General features: G+C 67.2%; 16 protein-coding genes. 1 reads left to right on the top strand and 15 read right to left on the bottom strand.

Annotated features, from left to right (window positions below; genetic code table 11):
* Positions 1-19: 19 nt before the first annotated feature.
* From BM310_RS02460 to ahaH, 13 genes are all read right to left on the bottom strand, one after another.
* Positions 20-715 carry a V-type ATP synthase subunit D gene (locus tag BM310_RS02460; RefSeq protein WP_089804284.1) on the bottom strand — a complete coding sequence of 232 codons (696 nt, stop codon included), beginning with the start codon at positions 713-715 and terminating at the stop codon, positions 20-22.
* 93 nt (positions 716-808) lie between these two features.
* Complete coding sequence (locus BM310_RS02455) at positions 809-1,846, bottom strand: Brp/Blh family beta-carotene 15,15'-dioxygenase (protein ID WP_089804282.1); 1,038 nt, start codon at positions 1,844-1,846, stop codon at positions 809-811.
* Positions 1,837-2,574: a lycopene cyclase domain-containing protein gene (locus BM310_RS02450; protein ID WP_089804279.1), complete on the bottom strand. Its 738-nt coding sequence runs from the start codon at positions 2,572-2,574 to the stop codon at positions 1,837-1,839. The genes BM310_RS02455 and BM310_RS02450 overlap by 10 nt, the downstream gene beginning before the upstream one ends.
* A gap of 105 nt (positions 2,575-2,679) precedes the next feature.
* Positions 2,680-3,414 (bottom strand): bacteriorhodopsin, encoded by a 735-nt coding sequence (locus BM310_RS02445; RefSeq protein WP_089804277.1) that lies wholly within the window; start codon positions 3,412-3,414, stop codon positions 2,680-2,682.
* A gap of 47 nt (positions 3,415-3,461) precedes the next feature.
* Positions 3,462-5,441 carry a bacterio-opsin activator domain-containing protein gene (locus BM310_RS02440; RefSeq protein WP_089804275.1) on the bottom strand — a complete coding sequence of 660 codons (1,980 nt, stop codon included), beginning with the start codon at positions 5,439-5,441 and terminating at the stop codon, positions 3,462-3,464.
* Positions 5,442-5,543: 102 nt separating this feature from the next.
* Positions 5,544-6,959, bottom strand: coding sequence for an ATP synthase subunit B (locus BM310_RS02435; RefSeq protein ID WP_089804273.1), 1,416 nt, complete (start codon positions 6,957-6,959; stop codon positions 5,544-5,546).
* A 1-nt stretch (position 6,960) separates the two neighbouring features.
* Positions 6,961-8,718, bottom strand: a complete 1,758-nt coding sequence (locus BM310_RS02430; protein WP_089804271.1) for an ATP synthase subunit A — start codon at positions 8,716-8,718, stop codon at positions 6,961-6,963.
* A gap of 1 nt (position 8,719) precedes the next feature.
* On the bottom strand, positions 8,720-9,049 hold the full coding sequence (locus BM310_RS02425; protein ID WP_089804269.1) for a V-type ATP synthase subunit F: 330 nt from the start codon (positions 9,047-9,049) through the stop codon (positions 8,720-8,722).
* Complete coding sequence (locus tag BM310_RS02420) at positions 9,046-10,092, bottom strand: V-type ATP synthase subunit C (protein ID WP_089804267.1); 1,047 nt, start codon at positions 10,090-10,092, stop codon at positions 9,046-9,048. Before BM310_RS02420 ends, BM310_RS02425 begins: the two co-directional genes overlap by 4 nt.
* Positions 10,089-10,670 (bottom strand): V-type ATP synthase subunit E, encoded by a 582-nt coding sequence (locus BM310_RS02415; protein ID WP_089804265.1) that lies wholly within the window; start codon positions 10,668-10,670, stop codon positions 10,089-10,091. Before BM310_RS02415 ends, BM310_RS02420 begins: the two co-directional genes overlap by 4 nt.
* A 22-nt stretch (positions 10,671-10,692) precedes the next feature.
* On the bottom strand, positions 10,693-10,932 hold the full coding sequence (locus BM310_RS02410; RefSeq protein WP_089804263.1) for a hypothetical protein: 240 nt from the start codon (positions 10,930-10,932) through the stop codon (positions 10,693-10,695).
* 330 nt (positions 10,933-11,262) lie between these two features.
* Positions 11,263-13,461: a V-type ATP synthase subunit I gene (locus BM310_RS02405; RefSeq protein WP_089804261.1), complete on the bottom strand. Its 2,199-nt coding sequence runs from the start codon at positions 13,459-13,461 to the stop codon at positions 11,263-11,265.
* On the bottom strand, positions 13,448-13,780 hold the full coding sequence (ahaH, locus tag BM310_RS02400; protein ID WP_089804258.1) for an ATP synthase archaeal subunit H: 333 nt from the start codon (positions 13,778-13,780) through the stop codon (positions 13,448-13,450). The genes BM310_RS02405 and ahaH overlap by 14 nt, the downstream gene beginning before the upstream one ends.
* A 136-nt stretch (positions 13,781-13,916) precedes the next feature.
* On the opposite strand from ahaH, the gene BM310_RS02395 reads away from it, so the two are divergent.
* The gene (locus BM310_RS02395; protein WP_089804256.1) at positions 13,917-14,603 is read left to right on the top strand and encodes a methyltransferase domain-containing protein; all 687 of its coding nucleotides are present in this window, start codon (positions 13,917-13,919) and stop codon (positions 14,601-14,603) included.
* Between the two features lie 15 nt (positions 14,604-14,618).
* Here the strand turns inward: BM310_RS02395 and BM310_RS02390 are convergent, their stop codons facing one another.
* Positions 14,619-15,188: an archaellin/type IV pilin N-terminal domain-containing protein gene (locus BM310_RS02390; RefSeq protein ID WP_089804254.1), complete on the bottom strand. Its 570-nt coding sequence runs from the start codon at positions 15,186-15,188 to the stop codon at positions 14,619-14,621.
* Positions 15,189-15,249: 61 nt separating this feature from the next.
* Positions 15,250-16,635, bottom strand: coding sequence for a DUF7094 domain-containing protein (locus tag BM310_RS02385; protein ID WP_231751539.1), 1,386 nt, complete (start codon positions 16,633-16,635; stop codon positions 15,250-15,252).
* Between the last annotated feature and the right edge of the window lie 5 nt (positions 16,636-16,640).

Below are 16,640 nucleotides of genomic sequence, written 5' to 3'. Positions count from 1 at the left end.
GCGAGGACCGGCGTCGGTCTCAGTCGTCGGCGGGCACGCGTTCGGCCGCGCCCGACTCCTTCGCTTCGGCCTCGCGCTCTTCTTTCTCCTCTTCTTCCTTCTTCGCCTTGATCTTCTTCAGGCGGAATATCTCCTCGCGTTCCTGCTCTTCGAGTTTCTGCTCGATGTACTCCTTGTTCTCGTAGAGGTCGGGCAGGAGTTTGAACTCCAGGGCGTTGACGCGGCGCTTCGTCGTCTCTATCTCCTTGAGCATCTTCTTCATCGCCGTCTCCACCTCGGCGGCGAGGATGATGGACTCCAGCAGTTCCTCGTATGCGTCGGCCGCCTCGTCGATGCGCGCGGAGGACCCGAGCAGGCCGTACCCGCGCTGGTCGAGCGACTTTCTCACGCGCGAGGACTCGATCTGCGGGACGACGACGCCCATGATGTTCTTCGACTGCGTCGTAATCTCGGGGTGTTCCTTCAGGGCCGCGGCCGCGCCGCGAACCGCCACGTCGCCCTCCATCGCGCGGGCCATGTTTATCTTCGACTGCGCCGTCTCGTAGTCCTCGTGGAGTTCCGAGCGGACGTCCTGCGCCTGGTCGAGGATGTCCATGAACTCCATGATGAGGCCGTCACGCTTCTGTTCGAGCGTGTCGTGTCCTCGCTCGGAGAGTTCGATGCGGTCCTCTATCGCCATCAGGTTCTTCCGAGTCGGTTTGACGTCTTCGGCCATCTTGCGGGACGGTTGTGGACGAAGGGGGGTAAACCTTTTCAGTCTCTCCGACCGGACGCCGGCCCCGGAACCGACGCCGTCGCCGGAGACGCGTCACCAGAGGCCCTGTAGCCGGTCCAGCATCGTGACGACGACGACGTGCGGGAGCGTCAGGACGGCGAGGAGGACGAGGTACACCGAGGCGACGGCTTCGACGCTCCCGACGCCCGCGGGGACGGCGAGGGCGAGAGCCGCGAAGACGACGACGGCGCCGAGCGTCGTCGGCAGGGCGTCGCGGCCGAGTCGGGCGACGACGGTGCGGTACCGCCCGCGGCGGAGCGCCGTCGCGGCCGTCGAGTCGAGGGCGGCGAGTCGCGCGAGGTGCCGCGCCGAGTGCCACAGCGAGAAGTACAGGCCGATGGCGACGAGTGGCGGGACGACGAGGAAGAACGCCCACAGGAGGACGGACTCGCAGGCGTCCAGCCGCCACGCGTCGCGCGAGGCGGCGGTCGTCGCGCGGCGCCACCCGACGAGGAGCGACGCGACGGTGAGCGCCGCGAGCGTACCGCCGACGGCGGCGCGGACCGTCGGAGCGACGAGCCACGCGAACGACGCGTCGGCGACGAACAGACCGGCAGTCGTCGCCGCGACGCGTCGGTACACCTCGGGGAACCCGACGAGGGGGACGACCATCGGAATCCCCCCGCGGACGACGGCGGCGAGGAGGCGTTGGCCGCGCGTCCTGAGGTGCGTCTCCTCGGCGAGTGCGACGAGGAGGTAGACGTCGCCCTGTCCCCAGTGAATCCACGTGAGGAGGAGGAAGGCGACGAACGCGGCGGCCGGGGCGACGAACCAACCCACCGCGTACAGACCGCCGAGGACGAGGTACAGGAGGCCGACGGCGGCGAGCGACCGGAGCGTTGGACTCGTGTTTCGCGCGCGCGAGAGCGTCACGTGGTCGAGTGCGCCGTGCGGCAGTCCGAGGACGGCGACGGAGAGCAACAGGGGGACGTACCGGGCCGGACCGGCGACGCCGACGCCGAAGAGCGAGACGGCGGCGGCGGCGGCGAGGACGACCCAGGGGAGCGGGAACACCGCGCGGGCGAGCCGTCGCCGCAGTCGGCCGTCGCCGACGGCGGCGCTCACCGCCATCGGTCCACCACCCACAGGAACAGGAGCAGTCCCTGCACCACGAACAGGTTCGTCACGAGGAAGAACGTCGCCTCCTCCACCGGCAGACCCAGCAGGGAGACGCCGGTGGTGTGAGCCGGCGAGATGTACCAGATGTCGAGCCAGATTGCGAACCAGTCGGCCACCCAGAAGTACAGCGTCGGGACGGCGACGGCGAGTGCGAACGTCCGCCGCACCGCCCACAGGTAGGGCCACCCGAACCCCCACTGGAGGGCGAGCACGGGGGCGGCCCACGCGAGGATGGCTCCGAGGTAGTACGTCCCGCCGCCGAGGGCGAGGAGTACCCCGCCGACGACGCCGACGGCGACGCCCGCGAGGACGCCCCACAGACGCTGTCTCCTCGTCACCTCGACGGGGTCCGTGGACGGCGTCGGGAGGACGAACAGCCAGCACGCGACGACCAGCGGTTGGAGGAGGATGAACACGTACTCCTCGACCGGTGCCAGCCACACCGTCGCGGCGACGGCGCCGTCGCCGTACCACCAGACGCCGCGGGAGATGAGGTAGTTGTCCCACGGCGTGGTGTAGACGAGGGCGATGGCGGCGAGGACGGCCGTTCCGACGAGGCGGAACCGCCAGTCGCGGGCGGCGATTCGGTCGCGGCGGCGGTAGACGACGAGTCCGAGGATCGCGAGTGCGGGGAGGACGAACACGGCGTGGAAGCCGAAGTACGTCAGTCTCGCCGTCACGAGGGCCTCCGAGGGTGAGCGGGGTACGGTGGTGTCATCAGATGAAGGGAGTCACTAGCTGTTCTGAATCTCGATAACTATTGAATGTTCGCCCGCGCGGACGACTCAGTCGTCCGCCGGGGAGGCGGCGGGGGTCGCCTGCCCGACCTGGTCGAGCACGCTGTGACTCCGCAGGAGGACGAAGCCGAATCCGACCTTCGCCACGAGGTCCAGCACCATGAACGCGGCCGTCTCGTAGTACAGGGGGAGGATTCCGAGCGTCCCCTCGGTACCCAGTATCCAGACGACCGGGTAGGCCAACCACAGCACGATGAGCATGTTGCGCAACGTCGTGGTCAGACTGCGGACCGACTCGGTCTGCTGGTCGGCCGCGTCGTTCAGCGCCTTCACGAGGAAGTAGAGGAGGAACAGCAGCAGTGCGGTGCTGACGCCCCACCACACGATGCGGATGGGTGCCGACGCGGTGAATGCTGCGATGGCTCCGGTCGCGATCATCAGCACGTCGAGGCCGACGAGCGTGTACATCGTGTTACGGCTCGCCCCCGCCAACAGGGCGAGGTCGAGCAACAGCAACGGCGTGGTGAACATCCAGTCGGCGTATCGCGCCCAGTAGATGTCCAGCATCACGCCGCCCACTTCGACCTGCGTCAGGCCGAACCCCGTCGCCATCATGAAGTACGAGACGGTCGCGATGGTGGTGATGAAGATACTCAGGATATAGAACAACTGCTGTTTCGGGTCGGTGACGCCCCACCCGCGGGCGACGAAGTACAACGTCCCCGCGAACATCCCCGCCGTGCCTATCCACAGCCATATCGCTTCGCTGCCTGGTGTTGCCATACTACGTCCTATAGTTGGGCATCGAACAGTAAGGCGAGTGTACCCAACTAGTTGGGTGTTTCCCGGTAAAATGCGGCGACGAGTTTCCGTTCTGCCGCCCGGAGGTGCTGGTGGAACGTCGACCGGGAGATGTCCATCGACGCCGCGAGTTCGTCGCCCGAGGTGCCGTGCGGCCACTCGAAGAACCCGCCGAGGTGTGCCAGTTGGAGCGCCGTCCGCTGTCGCTCGGTCAGTTCGTCCTCGACCATCGAGACGAACTCCCGCGGCGTCGCCGCCGGCCCCGCGCGTTCCCGAACCGCGTCCAGTCTGACGCCGGCGGCGACGGCCGACAGTTCGTCGATGAGCGTCCGCCCCGCCGACCGGTCGGTGACGGTCACGACGAGTTCGACCGTTCCGGCCTCGGTGACCGAGAGGTCGGTCAGGCGCGCGCCGCGTTCGGCGACCAGCGACAGCAGCGACCCCGAATCGAGGTGGACCTCAGCGAGGGCGTCACCGCCGCCGCGTTCGAGGCGACTGACACGCTGGACGCCGGGAACGTCGTCGGCGACGAGTTCGGCGTCCGCCGGCGTCGGCGAGACGAACAGCAGCACCGTCCCGTCGTCGCGGGCGACGGAGCCCCGGTACCGCAGCGAACACTCGTTCGCCTGCGCGAGGCGCGCCAGCGGGGCGCTCGCGTCCGCGACCTGTATCCGAAGTTCGAGGCGACTGTCCGTGACGAGCGTCCGACGACTCTCGAACGCGTCGATGGCGGCGGCGACGGCGCTTCCCAGTGCCTCCAGCGCCACCCGTTCGGGTTCCCCGGGGGCCTCGCCCTCGCGGTACACCGTGAGGACGCCGTACAGCGTGTCCGAGTGCACTAACGGCACGGCGACGACGCTGCCGAACGGGAGGACGACGTCGCCGTGGAACCGCCCCTCGGGGTCCGACAGCGTCTGCACGGACCGGGTCGCCACCGCGCGAGCGACGGGGTCGTCGACCGCCTGTCGGTCCACGCGGAGTCCGACGACGGCGGCGGCGGCCTCGCCAGCCCACTCCTTCGGCACCACGGCGTCCGGCGAGAGGTCGCAGTCGCCGACCCACGCGCAGGCGTACGAGGGCGAGGCGGCGACCCGTTCGCACACCTCACGTTCGAGTTGCGCGCGCGTCTCCGCGCGCACGAGAACCTCCGTCACGTCGACGAGGAGATTCTCCACCTGGTCGACGAGTCCCCGGAGGCGCGTCCGTTCGCGGTCCGCCACCGCGGCGTAGTGTTCGGCGGCCCGTTCGGCCCGGACGCGGTCGGTGACGTCCGTCTGAAAGCCGACGTAGTGGCTCAGGTCGCCGTCGGCGTCGTAGACGGGGGCGATGTCGACCCGGTTCCAGAACGTCTCGCCGTCGCGCCGGTAGTTCAGCAGTTCGACCGACGCGCTCTCCTCGGCGTCGACCGCGCGGCGGAGTTCGGCGACCGGTTCGGCGTCCGTCCCCGGTCCCTGCAGGTACCGGCAGTTGCGACCCAGCGCCTCCGACTCGTCGTACCCGGTCAGCGACTCGAAGGCGTCGTTGACGTACACGAGGGGGTCGTCGGGGAGCGAGGCGTCCGCGATGGTGATGCCGACGGGCGCCTCGTCCATCGCCCGTTCCTTGAGGTCCTCCGTCACCCGTCGCTCCGCCGCGGCGCGGTCCTCGCGCCACGCGAGGACGCTCGCCACCCGACGACCCAACCGTTCGAACAGGTTCGTCTCGGTGACGAGGACGACGTCGGCGGCGCCCGCCGCGAGAACGGACTCGGCGGAGTGGTCGCCGTCGGGCCTGAGGAGTGCGACGACGGGAACGTCGCCGGCGGCGGCGACGACGGCCCCGGGGTCGGCGTCGGGCAGGTCGTCGGCGACCACCACGCAGTCGAACGAGTCGACGACGGTCGCGTCGACGCCGGCGTTCCACCGGGCGATGTCGGCGTCGAGCGTCGACCGAAGCCGCCGTTCGACTCGGTCGAACAGGTCGTCCTCGTGCACGGCGACGAGGAGGCGCGGACTGCGTTCGTCTGACATACCAGCCTGCACGGCCGCAGAACGGTTATCGGTTGCGCGCAGCGACGCCGCTCGCGGTCGAATAACGGAAGAAGGGAGACGGTCGCACGACGGCCGTCCGTCTCAGTCGGCGGTGACTTCTTCGGCGGACTCGCCGTCGCGGTAGTGCTCCTCGATGAGGTCCTCGTCCACGCGGTTGAGTTCCTCTTTCGGTAGCATCGACAGGAGGTCCCAGCCGATTTCGAGCGTGTCGTCGATGGAGCGGTTCGTGTTGAAGCCCTGATCGACGAACTCGTCCTCGAAGCGGTCGGCGAAGTCGAGGTACTTGTTGTCGCGTTCCGACAGGGCCTCGCGACCGACGATGTTCACCAGGTCGCGGAGGTCCTCACCCTCGGCGTACGCGGCGTACATCTGGTCGGAGACGTCGGCGTGGTCGGCGCGGGTCAGGCCCTCGCCGATACCGTCGTCCATCAGGCGCGAGAGGCTTGGCAGCACGTTGACCGGGGGCTGGACGCCCTGACTGTTGAGGTCGCGGTCGACGTATATCTGCCCCTCGGTGATGTACCCGGTCAGGTCCGGGATGGGGTGGGTGTCGTCGTCGCCGGGCATCGTGAGGATGGGAATCTGCGTGACGGACCCCTCACGACCCTCGATTCGACCGGCGCGCTCGTACAGTTGCGCCAGGTCGGTGTACATGTATCCGGGGTAGCCACGGCGACCCGGGACCTCCTCACGCGCGGCGCCGATTTCGCGCAGCGCCTCGCAGTAGTTGGTCATGTCCGTCAGGATGACGAGCACGTGGTAGTCCTTCTCGAACGCGAGGTACTCGGCCGTCGTGAGCGCCATCCGCGGCGTGACCGTCCGCTCGACGGCGGGGTCGTCCGCGAGGTTCATGAAGACCACGGAGCGCTCCAGCGCACCGGTTCGCTCGAAGTCGTCCATGAACTCGTTGGCCTCCTCGGCCGTGATCCCCATCGCGCCGAAGATGACGGCGAACTCCGAGGCGTCCTCGCCCTCCTCGGCCGCCTCCTCGGGCACCGTCGCCTGACGGGCGATCTGGAGCGCGAGGTCGTTGTGCGGCAGCCCCGACCCCGAGAAGATGGGCAGCTTCTGCCCGCGGACGAGCGTGTTCATGCCGTCCACGGCGGAGACGCCCGTCTGGATGAACTCCTCGGGATACTCGCGGGAGTAGGGGTTGATGGCCGCGCCGACGATGTCGTGTCGCTCGTCGGGGACGATTTCGGGACCGCCGTCGATGGGCTGGCCCGAACCGTCGAGGACCCGTCCGAGGAGGTCCTCGGTGACGGGCATCTTCATCGTCTCGCCCAGGAAGCGGACGGACGCGTTCTTGTCGATACCGGTCGTCCCCTCGAACACCTGGATGGCGACGACGCCCTCCGAGGATTCGAGAATCTGACCCCGCTTGATCTCGCCCTCCGGCGTCTCGATTTCGACGATCTCGTCGTAACCGATCGGCTCGTCGACTTCGGCGAACACCAGCGGACCGCTGATCTCGGAGATGGTCTGATACTCTTTCATCTTAGTACAGCTCCCGGAGCTGTTCGGTTATTTCGTCTTTGAGTTCCGCGACGTACTCCTCGTAGTCCTCTTGGACACCGATGCGGTTGATGCGCGGGAGCGCCTCCACGTCGATGATCTCCTCGACCGGCACACCGGCTTGCAGCGCCTTGAACGCCTCGTCGTTGTAGGTGTGGATGGTCGTGAGCATGAGGTACGTCTTCTGCGGCGGACAGTAGGTGTCCACCGGGTGGAACGCGTTCTGCTGCAGGTACGCCTCGCGGAGGTACTTCGCCACGTCGAGCGTCAACTGCTGGTCCTCCGGCAGGGCGTCCTTCCCGACGAGCTGAACGATCTCCTGCAGTTCGGACTCCTCGTCGAGCACGTCGACGGCCCACTGGCGCTCCTCGGGCCAGTCGTCGGCGACGTTCTCCTGGAACCACGGGTCGAGCTGGTCGGTGTACAGCGAGTACGACTCGTTCCAGTTGATCGAGGGGAAGTGCCGACGTTCGGCGAGGTCGGCGTCCAGCGCCCAGAACGTCTTCACGATGCGCAGGGTGTTCTGCGTCACCGGCTCGGAGAAGTCGCCGCCCGGCGGGGAGACGGCCCCGATGGCGGAGACGGACCCCTCCGTGCCGTTGATGTTCTCGAAGTACCCGGCGCGCTCGTAGAACTGCGAGAGGCGCGCGGCGAGGTAGGCCGGATAGCCCTCCTCACCGGGCATCTCCTCCAGTCGCGAGGAGATTTCGCGCATGGCCTCGGCCCACCGGGAGGTGGAGTCGGCCATCAGCGCCACGTCGTACCCCATGTCGCGGTAGAACTCCGCGATGGTGATACCCGTGTACACGCAGGACTCGCGGGCCGCCACGGGCATGTTGGACGTGTTCGCGATGAGCGACGTCCGGGCCATGAGCGGGTTGCCCGTCGAGGGGTCTTCGAGTTCCGGGAAGTCGTCGATGACCTCCGTCATCTCGTTGCCGCGTTCGCCACAGCCGACGTAGACGATGATGTCCGCGTCGGCGTACTTGGCGAGTTGGTGCTGCGTGACGGTCTTGCCCGACCCGAACGGACCGGGGATGGCGGCCGTCCCGCCTTTCGCGATGGGGAACAGGCCGTCGAGGATGCGCTGACCGGACACCAGCGGCGTCCGGGGCGTCTTCTTCGTCTCGGAAGGACGGGCCTCGCGGACCGGCCACTCCTGACGCATCTGAATCTCCTCGCCGTTGTCGAGCGTCACGACGGTATCGGTGACGGTGAAGTCGCCCGAGTGGGCCTCGGACACCTCGCCGCCCTCGAAGTCCGGCGGCACCATGACCTTGTGGTCGATGGTGACCGTCTCCTCGACGACGCCGACGACGTCGCCGGGTTCGACGACGTCGCCCTCGGAGACTTCGGGCTCGAAGCCCCACTCCTTGTCGAGTTCGATACCCGGTGCGTCGACACCGCGGTCGAGGTATGGACTGCCCATCTTCTCTTCGAGGACGTCCAGCGGACGCTGGACGCCGTCGTAGATGGTGTCCAGCAGACCGGGACCGAGGTCGACGGTCAGCGGGTCGCCCGTGTTCTCGACGGGTTCGCCGGGACCGACGCCGGACGTCTCCTCGTACACCTGAATCGTCGTGATGTCGCCCTCTATCTCGATGACTTCGCCCATCAGCCCTTCGTCGCCGACGTAGACGACGTCGTTCATCCGGGCGTCGAGGTCACGGGCGGTCACGACGGGACCACTCACGCTTGCGATAATGCCGTCCTCGCGGACGGACTCTTGTGTCTGACTCATGTTAGTCTTCGTCCTCATCCATCAGGTCGATACCGATGGCACGTTTGATCTGGTCTCTGAGGCCGCCAGCGCCCGCGCCGCCGCCGAGAGTGACCAGCGTCGGTTCGATGCTGGTCTCGACGGACTCGCGGACCTGCCGGGAGAGGTGGTCGAGGTCACCGTCGTGCATCACGATGATGCCGACGCCCTCGTCCTCCAGCGTCCGGGTGACGGCCTCGTCGAGCTGTTCGTCCTTCGATTCGTCGGGCACGTTCTCGAACTTCCGAACCCCCGCGAGGCGGAAGCCGGTCGTGAAGTCCGGACTGCCGATGACGGCGATCTCCTGACTCATTGGATGACCAACTCCTCCTCTATCTCGTCTTCCGTCAGCCCCGCTTCGCGGCCGCGGGCGATGGCCCGGATGTTGTCCACCTCTTGCTCCTTTGCGAGGATGTACGAGATGACCGGACTCACCGACAGCGGGAACACGTATCCGAGGCTGTCCGCGTACTCCAGCAACGCCGCTTCGAGCGCGCGCTCGAACCCGATGAGGCTGTTCACCGCTTCGAGTTCGTCGAGCGCCGCCGAGAGTTCGTTGCCGTACTTCGAGTCGCGAATCTTCGTGACGAGTTCGTCGGTGTTCTGTGCGAGCGCCACCAGTTCCGAGGCGTTGAACAGCGACCCGCCCTCGATGAAGTAGTCGGCGGGGTCGATGTCCGCGCCGCTGCGCGCGAGGCGGAGCGCGTTCCGGGCGTTCCGGAAGTCGATCTCCGCTTCGAGGTACTCGCGGTACTGCTCGGTCGCCTCGTCGACCACGAGCCCTTCGAGCAGGTTCTCGTAGTAGGCGCGGTCGATGGCGTTCTCGAGCGGAACGAGCACGTCCGTCTCCTCGTAGTCCTCGTACGCCTGTTCGAGCCCCGCGTCGAACATCGTGCCGTCGAGCCTGTCGACGACTTCCTCGACGCTCGTCGCGTCGAGCAGCCGGTCGAGGAAGCGGTCGCCGAACTCGCCCGCGCGGATGAGGTCGGAGTCGACGTCCTCGCGGTCGGCCTCCGAGTAGATGCCGCGGATGACGGTCTTCGCGTTCCACGCGTCGAACTTCCGCAGGTAGCGGGCGATGAGGTCGTACAGCCGACCGTCCGCCCACCTGAGGATGTCGTTGAACTGCTTCGCGAGGTTTCGGTTCAGGGAGTACTCGATGAGGTCGACGCCCGAGTACCGCGAGCCGAGCGCGTTTATCTCCTCTTCGTACTCCGACTCCTCCATGAAGCGGGCGATTTCGGCCGGCCCCATCCGCACCAGCTTTCGGTAGTCGTCGTCGCTGAACAGCTTGCTTCGACGCGCTTTGACGCGAGCGGTCACGTACTCGGGGTTGGAGCCGGATTCAGCACTCATTGGTCGAACAGTCGGGAACTCACTTCCTTGAGATTGTCCTCCCAGACGCTCTCAAGGACGGAGTCGAACGTGTTGTTCACCCGAACGCGGGACTGCTGGCTCTCGACGACGACGCCGCCGAGGCAGTCGTAACTGTCTCCGTACTCGTAGCCGTCGTACTCCTCGAGGATGTCCTCGATGAGCGCTTTGTCTGCCGCGCGGCCGTGGACGACGACGTCGGCGTCGGCGTCGAACTCGTCGGCCGCGTCTTCGAGCAGCGAGCGGGTGAGCGTTTCGCGTCGGTCACCGGAGAGGGAGGCGAGTTCCTCCTCGACCTGTTCGCGCACGTCCTGGAGGACGTCGCGACGGGCCTCGAGGCGTTTCTGCTTCGCCTCGAGCTTTGCGCTGGAGAGTGCCTGTTCGCGCTCCTGTTCGACCTGACGTTCGACGTCGGTCGTGCGCGATTCGAGGAGGTCCTCCGCGTCGGACTCCGCCTCCTCGATGATCTCCTGAGCGCGCTGCTCTCCGCCCTCTCGAATTTCCTCCGCACGCGCGCGGGCTTCGTCTCGGATGTCTTCGACGACGTTATCCAAACTCATTGATTGAAAGGGAGAGGGTGCTTTAGACGATGAACACGACGACCAGCGCGAGGATGACGAGAGTCTCCGGCAGGACGGTCAGGATGAGACCGTTGACGAAGAGGCTTTCGTCCTCGGCGATGGCCCCCATCGCGGCAGCACCGATACCGCGCTCTGCGTACCCCGCGCCGAAGGCGGCGAGGCCGACCGCGAGAGCGGCGGCCGCAGGTGCGGTGATTGCCGGGCCAGACGACTGGGACTGTAGTAGGATGTTTTCGAGCATGTTGTGTTTACGTCCTCTTAGTACCGGATTCGTCTCCGAACAAGCCTATGTGGCCGGGGGCATCTCATAAAGCTTCCCAAACCGATTCGGAAAAACGCCGAGAAGGGGGGTCCTATCCCCGAGATTGTGGCAAAAATCCTGCGCCTCACGATTTCTCACCGGACGAATAAAAAGAAACCGAGTTGCGGCGAACATCGCGGCCTCATTTCGTCCGGCGCGTTACGGGTCGCACCATGTCGAGGTGGTGCGTGAGCGGAGACCGGTCGTGTGAGAAAGCGCGCGCGACAGAGACATCGAACGGGGCCGGAAACCGCGGCCGCGGCCGGTCGTTCAGTCCTCGGTGGTGAACTTCCGGTCGTAGCCGAACGGTTCGTAGTCGCGGCCGCCGCCCTCGTAGAACTTGTTGAAGAACTCGACGTACTCGAGACGCACGGCCTGCAGGCCGGCGCTAGTCACGCCGAGTGCGAGCACGAGGAGGTGACCGATGACGAGGACGAGCAGTCCGACGAGGACCGTCGCCGCGCCGCCGTGGACGAGGCCGCCGAACAGCACGTCGACGACTTCGTAGCCGTGGTACATCTCCCCGACCTGCGGCATGCCGCCGAGACCGAAGTGCCAGCCGCCCTTGGAGTCGACGTACACACCGAAGAACAGCAGGTTGACCGTGAAGGCCATCCCCGCCTTCGCCAGCAGCACCGCGGCGATACGCGTGTACGACAGGACGTTCACGAGGACGTTGAGGAACTCGACGACTTCGATGGGTTCGCCGATGGCGAGCAGAACCACGCCGAGGACGAACACGCCGAAGCCGACCCAGCCGACGGTGGCCGAGAAGCCCGCGAACCCAAGTGGCAGGACGCCCTCCGCCGAAAACGTCGTGTAGAGGAACTCGGGAGCGGTCCCGGAGATGACGTCCGAGAAGATCCAGACCCATAGGCCGTTCAGCATCAGCAGCCACGAACCGCTCTCGTAGACGGCGTGCTTGGCGTCGTGGAGTTCGAGGTTCTCGAAGAAGTCGAATATCCACCCGATATTCAGGTGGATGATGCCGAGGACGACGCTCACGACGAGCCATCCCAGCGCCCACTCGGAGGTGGCCGGCGACAGGCCCTTCTCGATGGGGGCGTGCGAGAGGCCGACGACGCCCTCCCAGAAGTACGAGGCGATGAGGTGCAGCCCGAAGATTTCGCCGTACAGGATGCCGAACAGCGTCGTGAACAGGCCGGCCGCGATGGTGATGCCGCCCATGCTCTTGAACGCCGGGCGGTCGTCGAAGCTCGTGTAGAGGAAGTAGCCGATGGCGGTGTAGATGAGCCCGTAGCCGAGGTCACCGATCATGAACCCGAAGAACGCCGGGAACGTGAGGAACAGGATGACCGTCGGGTCGAACTCGTAGTAGCTCGGTCGGCTGACCGCCTGCACGAGAACCTCGAACGGCTTGACCGCGCCGGGGTTGTCCTGAATCGTCGGCGGGTCGTCGTCGTCCATCACGACCGCTCCGCCGTCGGCACGCGCCTCGCCGCCGTCCGCCGCGGCGGGCGTGCCGCCGTTGCCGCCGGCGGGTTGCTCGCGGACGTGGTCGGTGCCGTCCTTCGAGAACGTCGCGCGTTCGAGTTCTTCGACCTGAACGTGCTCGCCGATGTCCTCTTTGAGCGCGCTCTTGAACTCGGTGAAGCGCGCCGAGGGAATCCACCCCTCGGCGATGAACGCGTTCTCCGTCGTGGCGAAGGAGAGCGGCGCTTCGGTCTTCTGCACGTCGATGGACAGTTTCTCCTCGGCCGCGAGCAGGAAGCCCGCCGCGTCGAGCTTCGTGTTCTCCAGTTTGTCCTCGACGGACTCCAGTTCCGAGCGGACCTGCTGTTTCTCGTGTTCGAGTTCGCGGACGTACTCTTCCGGGCTGCCCTCGGCGTCGGGCACCTCCAGCGAGGTGAAGTCCGCGCTGACGAGCGCGTCGGTGAGTGCGGAGTCGTCGGCGTCGTCGGTCGGCCGCGCGAACACGGCCATCGTCTGGTCGCCCGAGTATATCTCGTAGTCGACGAGGTCGTCGGCGTCGACGACGGCGCGTTCGACGACGTCGCGCTTGCCGTAGCCGACGGCGACGTCGATCGTGTCGTACCCCGACAGGAGGTCGAGGTCGATGCCGAGGTCCTCGAACGGCTCCATCGTGCCGATGCGCTCTTCGAGGTCACGGAGCTGCTGGCGGAGCCGTTGCCGTTCGTCGTCGAGTTCGTTGACCTCCGTCCGAATCTCCTCCAGTTCGGCTTCGAGCGCGTCGTCGGTGACGATTCGGGTCGGACCCGCGTCTTCCTCGTCGACGTCGAGGATGCTCTCGAGCGAACGGACGGTGACGAGCTTGTCGGAGGCGCTCTCGGCCCCTTCGACCGGGTCGCCGGGGGAGAACCCCTCCCACGAGTTGTCGTACTCCGTCACGTGAAGCAGGTTCAGGTCGTGGACCGTCTCGACCACCGGGTCCATCACGCGCTTGGACCCGGTCACCGAGACCTTACTCATTTGCTCAGGTCTGAGCATGCACCGCCTCCTCGAACTGGTCGATGGCGTACTCGACCGCCTCCTCGGTGTTGGCTTCGGCGTCGCTGACGAGGCGGTTCCGGGCCTGCTCGCCGTCTTCGAGTATCGCCTCTCGCTCCTCCTCTATCTCTTCGCGAGCTTCGGCGAGACGCTCGGACTCGTACTCACTTGCCTCCTCTTCGGCTTCTTGACGGATCTCTTCGGCCTCCCGTCGCGCCTCCGCGATTCGCTCCTCGCGGTCGGCTTCTGCTTCGGCGACGATGTCGTCGGCGTCGGATTCGGCCGTCTTTATCCGTTCGAGAACCTCTGGTCTCGGCATACTCGTATCATCGAAACGTTGCACTACCTGCGTATAAGGTGTTTGCGGAAACCTCTCGTGGCGCCGTCGTCCCCGCGTTCGGTCGTAGCGGTCCAAATCCGCACGGTTATGACCGCCCAGTCCTAACCTCGCGCCCATGGGAGTCCTCGAGAACAAGTCACGGGCCCGGCTGTTCTACAAGTACCTCTCGAAGGTGTACGACCGGATAAACCCCTACATCTGGAACGAGGAGATGCGCGACGAAGCGCTGGAACTGCTCGGCATCCAGCCCGACGACCGCGTCCTCGACGTGGGCTGCGGGACCGGGTTCGCCACCGAGGGACTCCTGCGCTACTCCGACGACGTCCACGGACTCGACCAGAGCATCCACCAGATGCAGAAGGCGTTCGAGAAGTTCGACGAGGACGAGGTGACGTTCTACCGCGGCGACGCCGAGCGCCTGCCGTTCAAAGACGACGCGTTCGACGTCCTCTGGTCCTCGGGCTCCATCGAGTACTGGCCGAACCCGGTCGACGCCCTCGAGGAGTTCAGACGCGTCGTCAAACCCGGCCACCGCGTGCTCGTCGTCGGACCGGACTACCCCGAGAGCGGCCTGTTCCAACGCGTCGCCGACGCCATCATGCTGTTCTACGACGAGAACGAGGCCCAGCGGATGTTCGAGGAGGCGGGCTTCGTCGACATCGAACACCACATCCAGCAGGCCTACCCGGGCAGTCCGAAGGCCATCACCACCATCGCGCGGGTCCCCGACGCCGACGAAGACGACGAGGCCGACGCAAGCGAAGGCACCGAGGTCGAAGTCCCCGTCGAAACCGACGCGTAAGCAGACGCGCGCTCTTCACCCGTCCGTGACCGACGCCGTCAGCGTCGCCAGCGGCCGCGACGACCCGCGCTCGTAGAGCCGCACCGTCACGGTCCGCCCGGGTCCGAGTCGGGGGTGGTTCGTGCCTGCGACGACGACGGAACCGGTCTCGCCCGCGGTCCACACGCCGTCGCTGCCGACGTTGAACGGGCCGGTCGGCCCCGGCCGGAACCCCCGGGCGGAGAAGAACGGCACCGGCGGCTGGTGCGCGAGCGGTTCGCCGTCCACCGAGACGTCGAGTCTGAGGTCCGCGACGCGCATCGGCGGCCCGCGCTCGTACCCCAGCGCGACTCGGTCGCCGGTCACCGACAGCGAGAACGCCACCCGCCAACCGGCGGACGGCGACGAGACGAACGCCCCCGCGGGACCGTCGGACGCGGCGACGCCGTGGCTCGCGGCGGAGCCCTCGGGTGCGGTGGGTGCGTCGAACGCGGCGACGCCGAGGACGGCGTCCCCGCTCACCACGGCGAGCGTCGTCGCCGCTGCCAGCACGACGCCGACCAGCAGGAGCGTTCCCACGACCGGCGAGAGTCCGCGGTCCGTCACGGTCGGCGCTGGCCGCGCTCTCGGACAAGAAGGTTCGGACGGCCGCGGCCGTCGGCGTGAGTTACGCCGCGCCCGCCGTCGCCGCGGCCGGCGGGCGGACGGCCGTGGCGTTGCCGCTCTGCGTCGCGTTCCCGTTCACCAGCGGCGGCGCGTTCGGTTCGACGGTGAGCAGCACGACCGAGTTGCCGCGAATCGCCGTCACCTGGTACTCCTGCCCCGGCGCCATCGTCCACAGCGACCCGTCCGCCCCCGTCTCGCCGACGACGACGCTCCGCCCGCCGCGCGGGCCGACGGTTATCAGCGCGTCCGCGGGGTCGCCCGACTCGGTGGTGTTGAGGGTGATTCTGACGGGACCGCCGGGGTACGTCTGGTACGCCGTGAGTTCGAGTCCGTCCTTCACCGCGCCCTCGGTCGGGTCGGTCTCCATCGTCTCCAGCGGCCGGTACTGGAACTCCTTGAACACCTGCTGGGAGCCGCTGTCGACGAACGAGTAGAGGCGGCCGCGTTCGTGCTGGATGCGGACGAGGAAGCTGTTGTCCTCCGTGCCGACGATGTTGGTGCCGTTCTGCCGGAACTGGAGCGCGAAGGCGTTCGGGTACGCCTGCGAGGTGGCGTTCAGCGCCTCGAGGTCGGTGAGGAGGCCGGACCCGCGACGGCGGATGTCGCCGCGGTACACCTCCCGGACGTAGGTGTCGTCGCGTATCGTGCTGAGGACGACGCTGTCGGTGCCCGTCTGGACGAAGAACCGCGCCGGGTCCGCCTCGCCGGTGAGGACGGCCACCGAGTGCTGGCGGACCGGACCGGTGAACGTGTCGAGTTCGCGGCCGAGCGAGGCGGTGCGCGCGTCCACGGAGAAGTCCGGGACCGAGCGAGCGACGCGCTGGATTCGCTCGTTGCGGTCCTGCAGGGCCTGCGCGTGGATGTCGATGACGGCGAGGCGGATGAGGAGCGTCCGGGAGTCGATGTCGCCCTCGCCGTACGCTCGAATCGCCGCCTGCTGGCTCGCGCGCAGGGAGATGGCCGCCTGCTCGATAGTCGTCAGTTCCTGCAGTATCAGCTGCTGTTTCCGGTCTTCGGAGTCGGCGGCGTCGATGCGGTCGACGGCCGCGAGCGTCTCCATCCGCATCTCCGTCCGGTTGTGGTCGAACGCGAGCGCCGGCCCCAACTCGACGGTTCGCGTCGCCAGCGAACTCTGGGTGACCTGCGCCTGCGGGATGCCGAGGACGTGGATGGACGCGTTCTGGGCGGTGTGGTTGTTCACCACCGACACGTCGGAGCGGGAGGTCGAGTGCTCGAACGACCGGTCGTCGGGGGCGGGAGCGGCGACGGTCGCGGCGTCGACGGGCGTCGTCGCGCGGTCGGGGAGAGACGCCGTCCCCGGAACCGTCGCCCCGGCGACGGCGGAGAGCACGAGGACGAACGCGAGCATCGCGGGGAGGGCTCTCATTGCCG

The organism is Halogeometricum rufum, assembly GCF_900112175.1.
GTDB classification, from domain to species: domain Archaea; phylum Halobacteriota; class Halobacteria; order Halobacteriales; family Haloferacaceae; genus Halogeometricum; species Halogeometricum rufum.
Note: the sequence above shows the minus strand (reverse complement) of the source record. Positions and strands in the feature narration are given on the sequence as shown.

What these genes read in the sequence shown, in the direction of transcription:
- BM310_RS02420 (WP_089804267.1), bottom strand. Translation starts at nt 10,092, where the DNA reads ATGAGTGCTGAATCCGGCTCCAACCCCGAGTACGTGACCGCTCGCGTC.
- BM310_RS02410 (WP_089804263.1), bottom strand. Translation starts at nt 10,932, where the DNA reads ATGCTCGAAAACATCCTACTACAGTCCCAGTCGTCTGGCCCGGCAATC.
- BM310_RS02440 (WP_089804275.1), bottom strand. Translation starts at nt 5,441, where the DNA reads ATGTCAGACGAACGCAGTCCGCGCCTCCTCGTCGCCGTGCACGAGGAC.
- BM310_RS02445 (WP_089804277.1), bottom strand. Translation starts at nt 3,414, where the DNA reads ATGGCAACACCAGGCAGCGAAGCGATATGGCTGTGGATAGGCACGGCG.
- BM310_RS02435 (WP_089804273.1), bottom strand. Translation starts at nt 6,959, where the DNA reads ATGAAAGAGTATCAGACCATCTCCGAGATCAGCGGTCCGCTGGTGTTC.
- BM310_RS02385 (WP_231751539.1), bottom strand. Translation starts at nt 16,635, where the DNA reads ATGAGAGCCCTCCCCGCGATGCTCGCGTTCGTCCTCGTGCTCTCCGCC.
- BM310_RS02405 (WP_089804261.1), bottom strand. Translation starts at nt 13,461, where the DNA reads ATGCTCAGACCTGAGCAAATGAGTAAGGTCTCGGTGACCGGGTCCAAG.
- BM310_RS02395 (WP_089804256.1), top strand. Translation starts at nt 13,917, where the DNA reads ATGGGAGTCCTCGAGAACAAGTCACGGGCCCGGCTGTTCTACAAGTAC.
- BM310_RS02455 (WP_089804282.1), bottom strand. Translation starts at nt 1,846, where the DNA reads ATGGCGGTGAGCGCCGCCGTCGGCGACGGCCGACTGCGGCGACGGCTC.
- BM310_RS02415 (WP_089804265.1), bottom strand. Translation starts at nt 10,670, where the DNA reads ATGAGTTTGGATAACGTCGTCGAAGACATCCGAGACGAAGCCCGCGCG.
- ahaH (WP_089804258.1), bottom strand. Translation starts at nt 13,780, where the DNA reads ATGCCGAGACCAGAGGTTCTCGAACGGATAAAGACGGCCGAATCCGAC.
- BM310_RS02460 (WP_089804284.1), bottom strand. Translation starts at nt 715, where the DNA reads ATGGCCGAAGACGTCAAACCGACTCGGAAGAACCTGATGGCGATAGAG.
- BM310_RS02425 (WP_089804269.1), bottom strand. Translation starts at nt 9,049, where the DNA reads ATGAGTCAGGAGATCGCCGTCATCGGCAGTCCGGACTTCACGACCGGC.
- BM310_RS02430 (WP_089804271.1), bottom strand. Translation starts at nt 8,718, where the DNA reads ATGAGTCAGACACAAGAGTCCGTCCGCGAGGACGGCATTATCGCAAGC.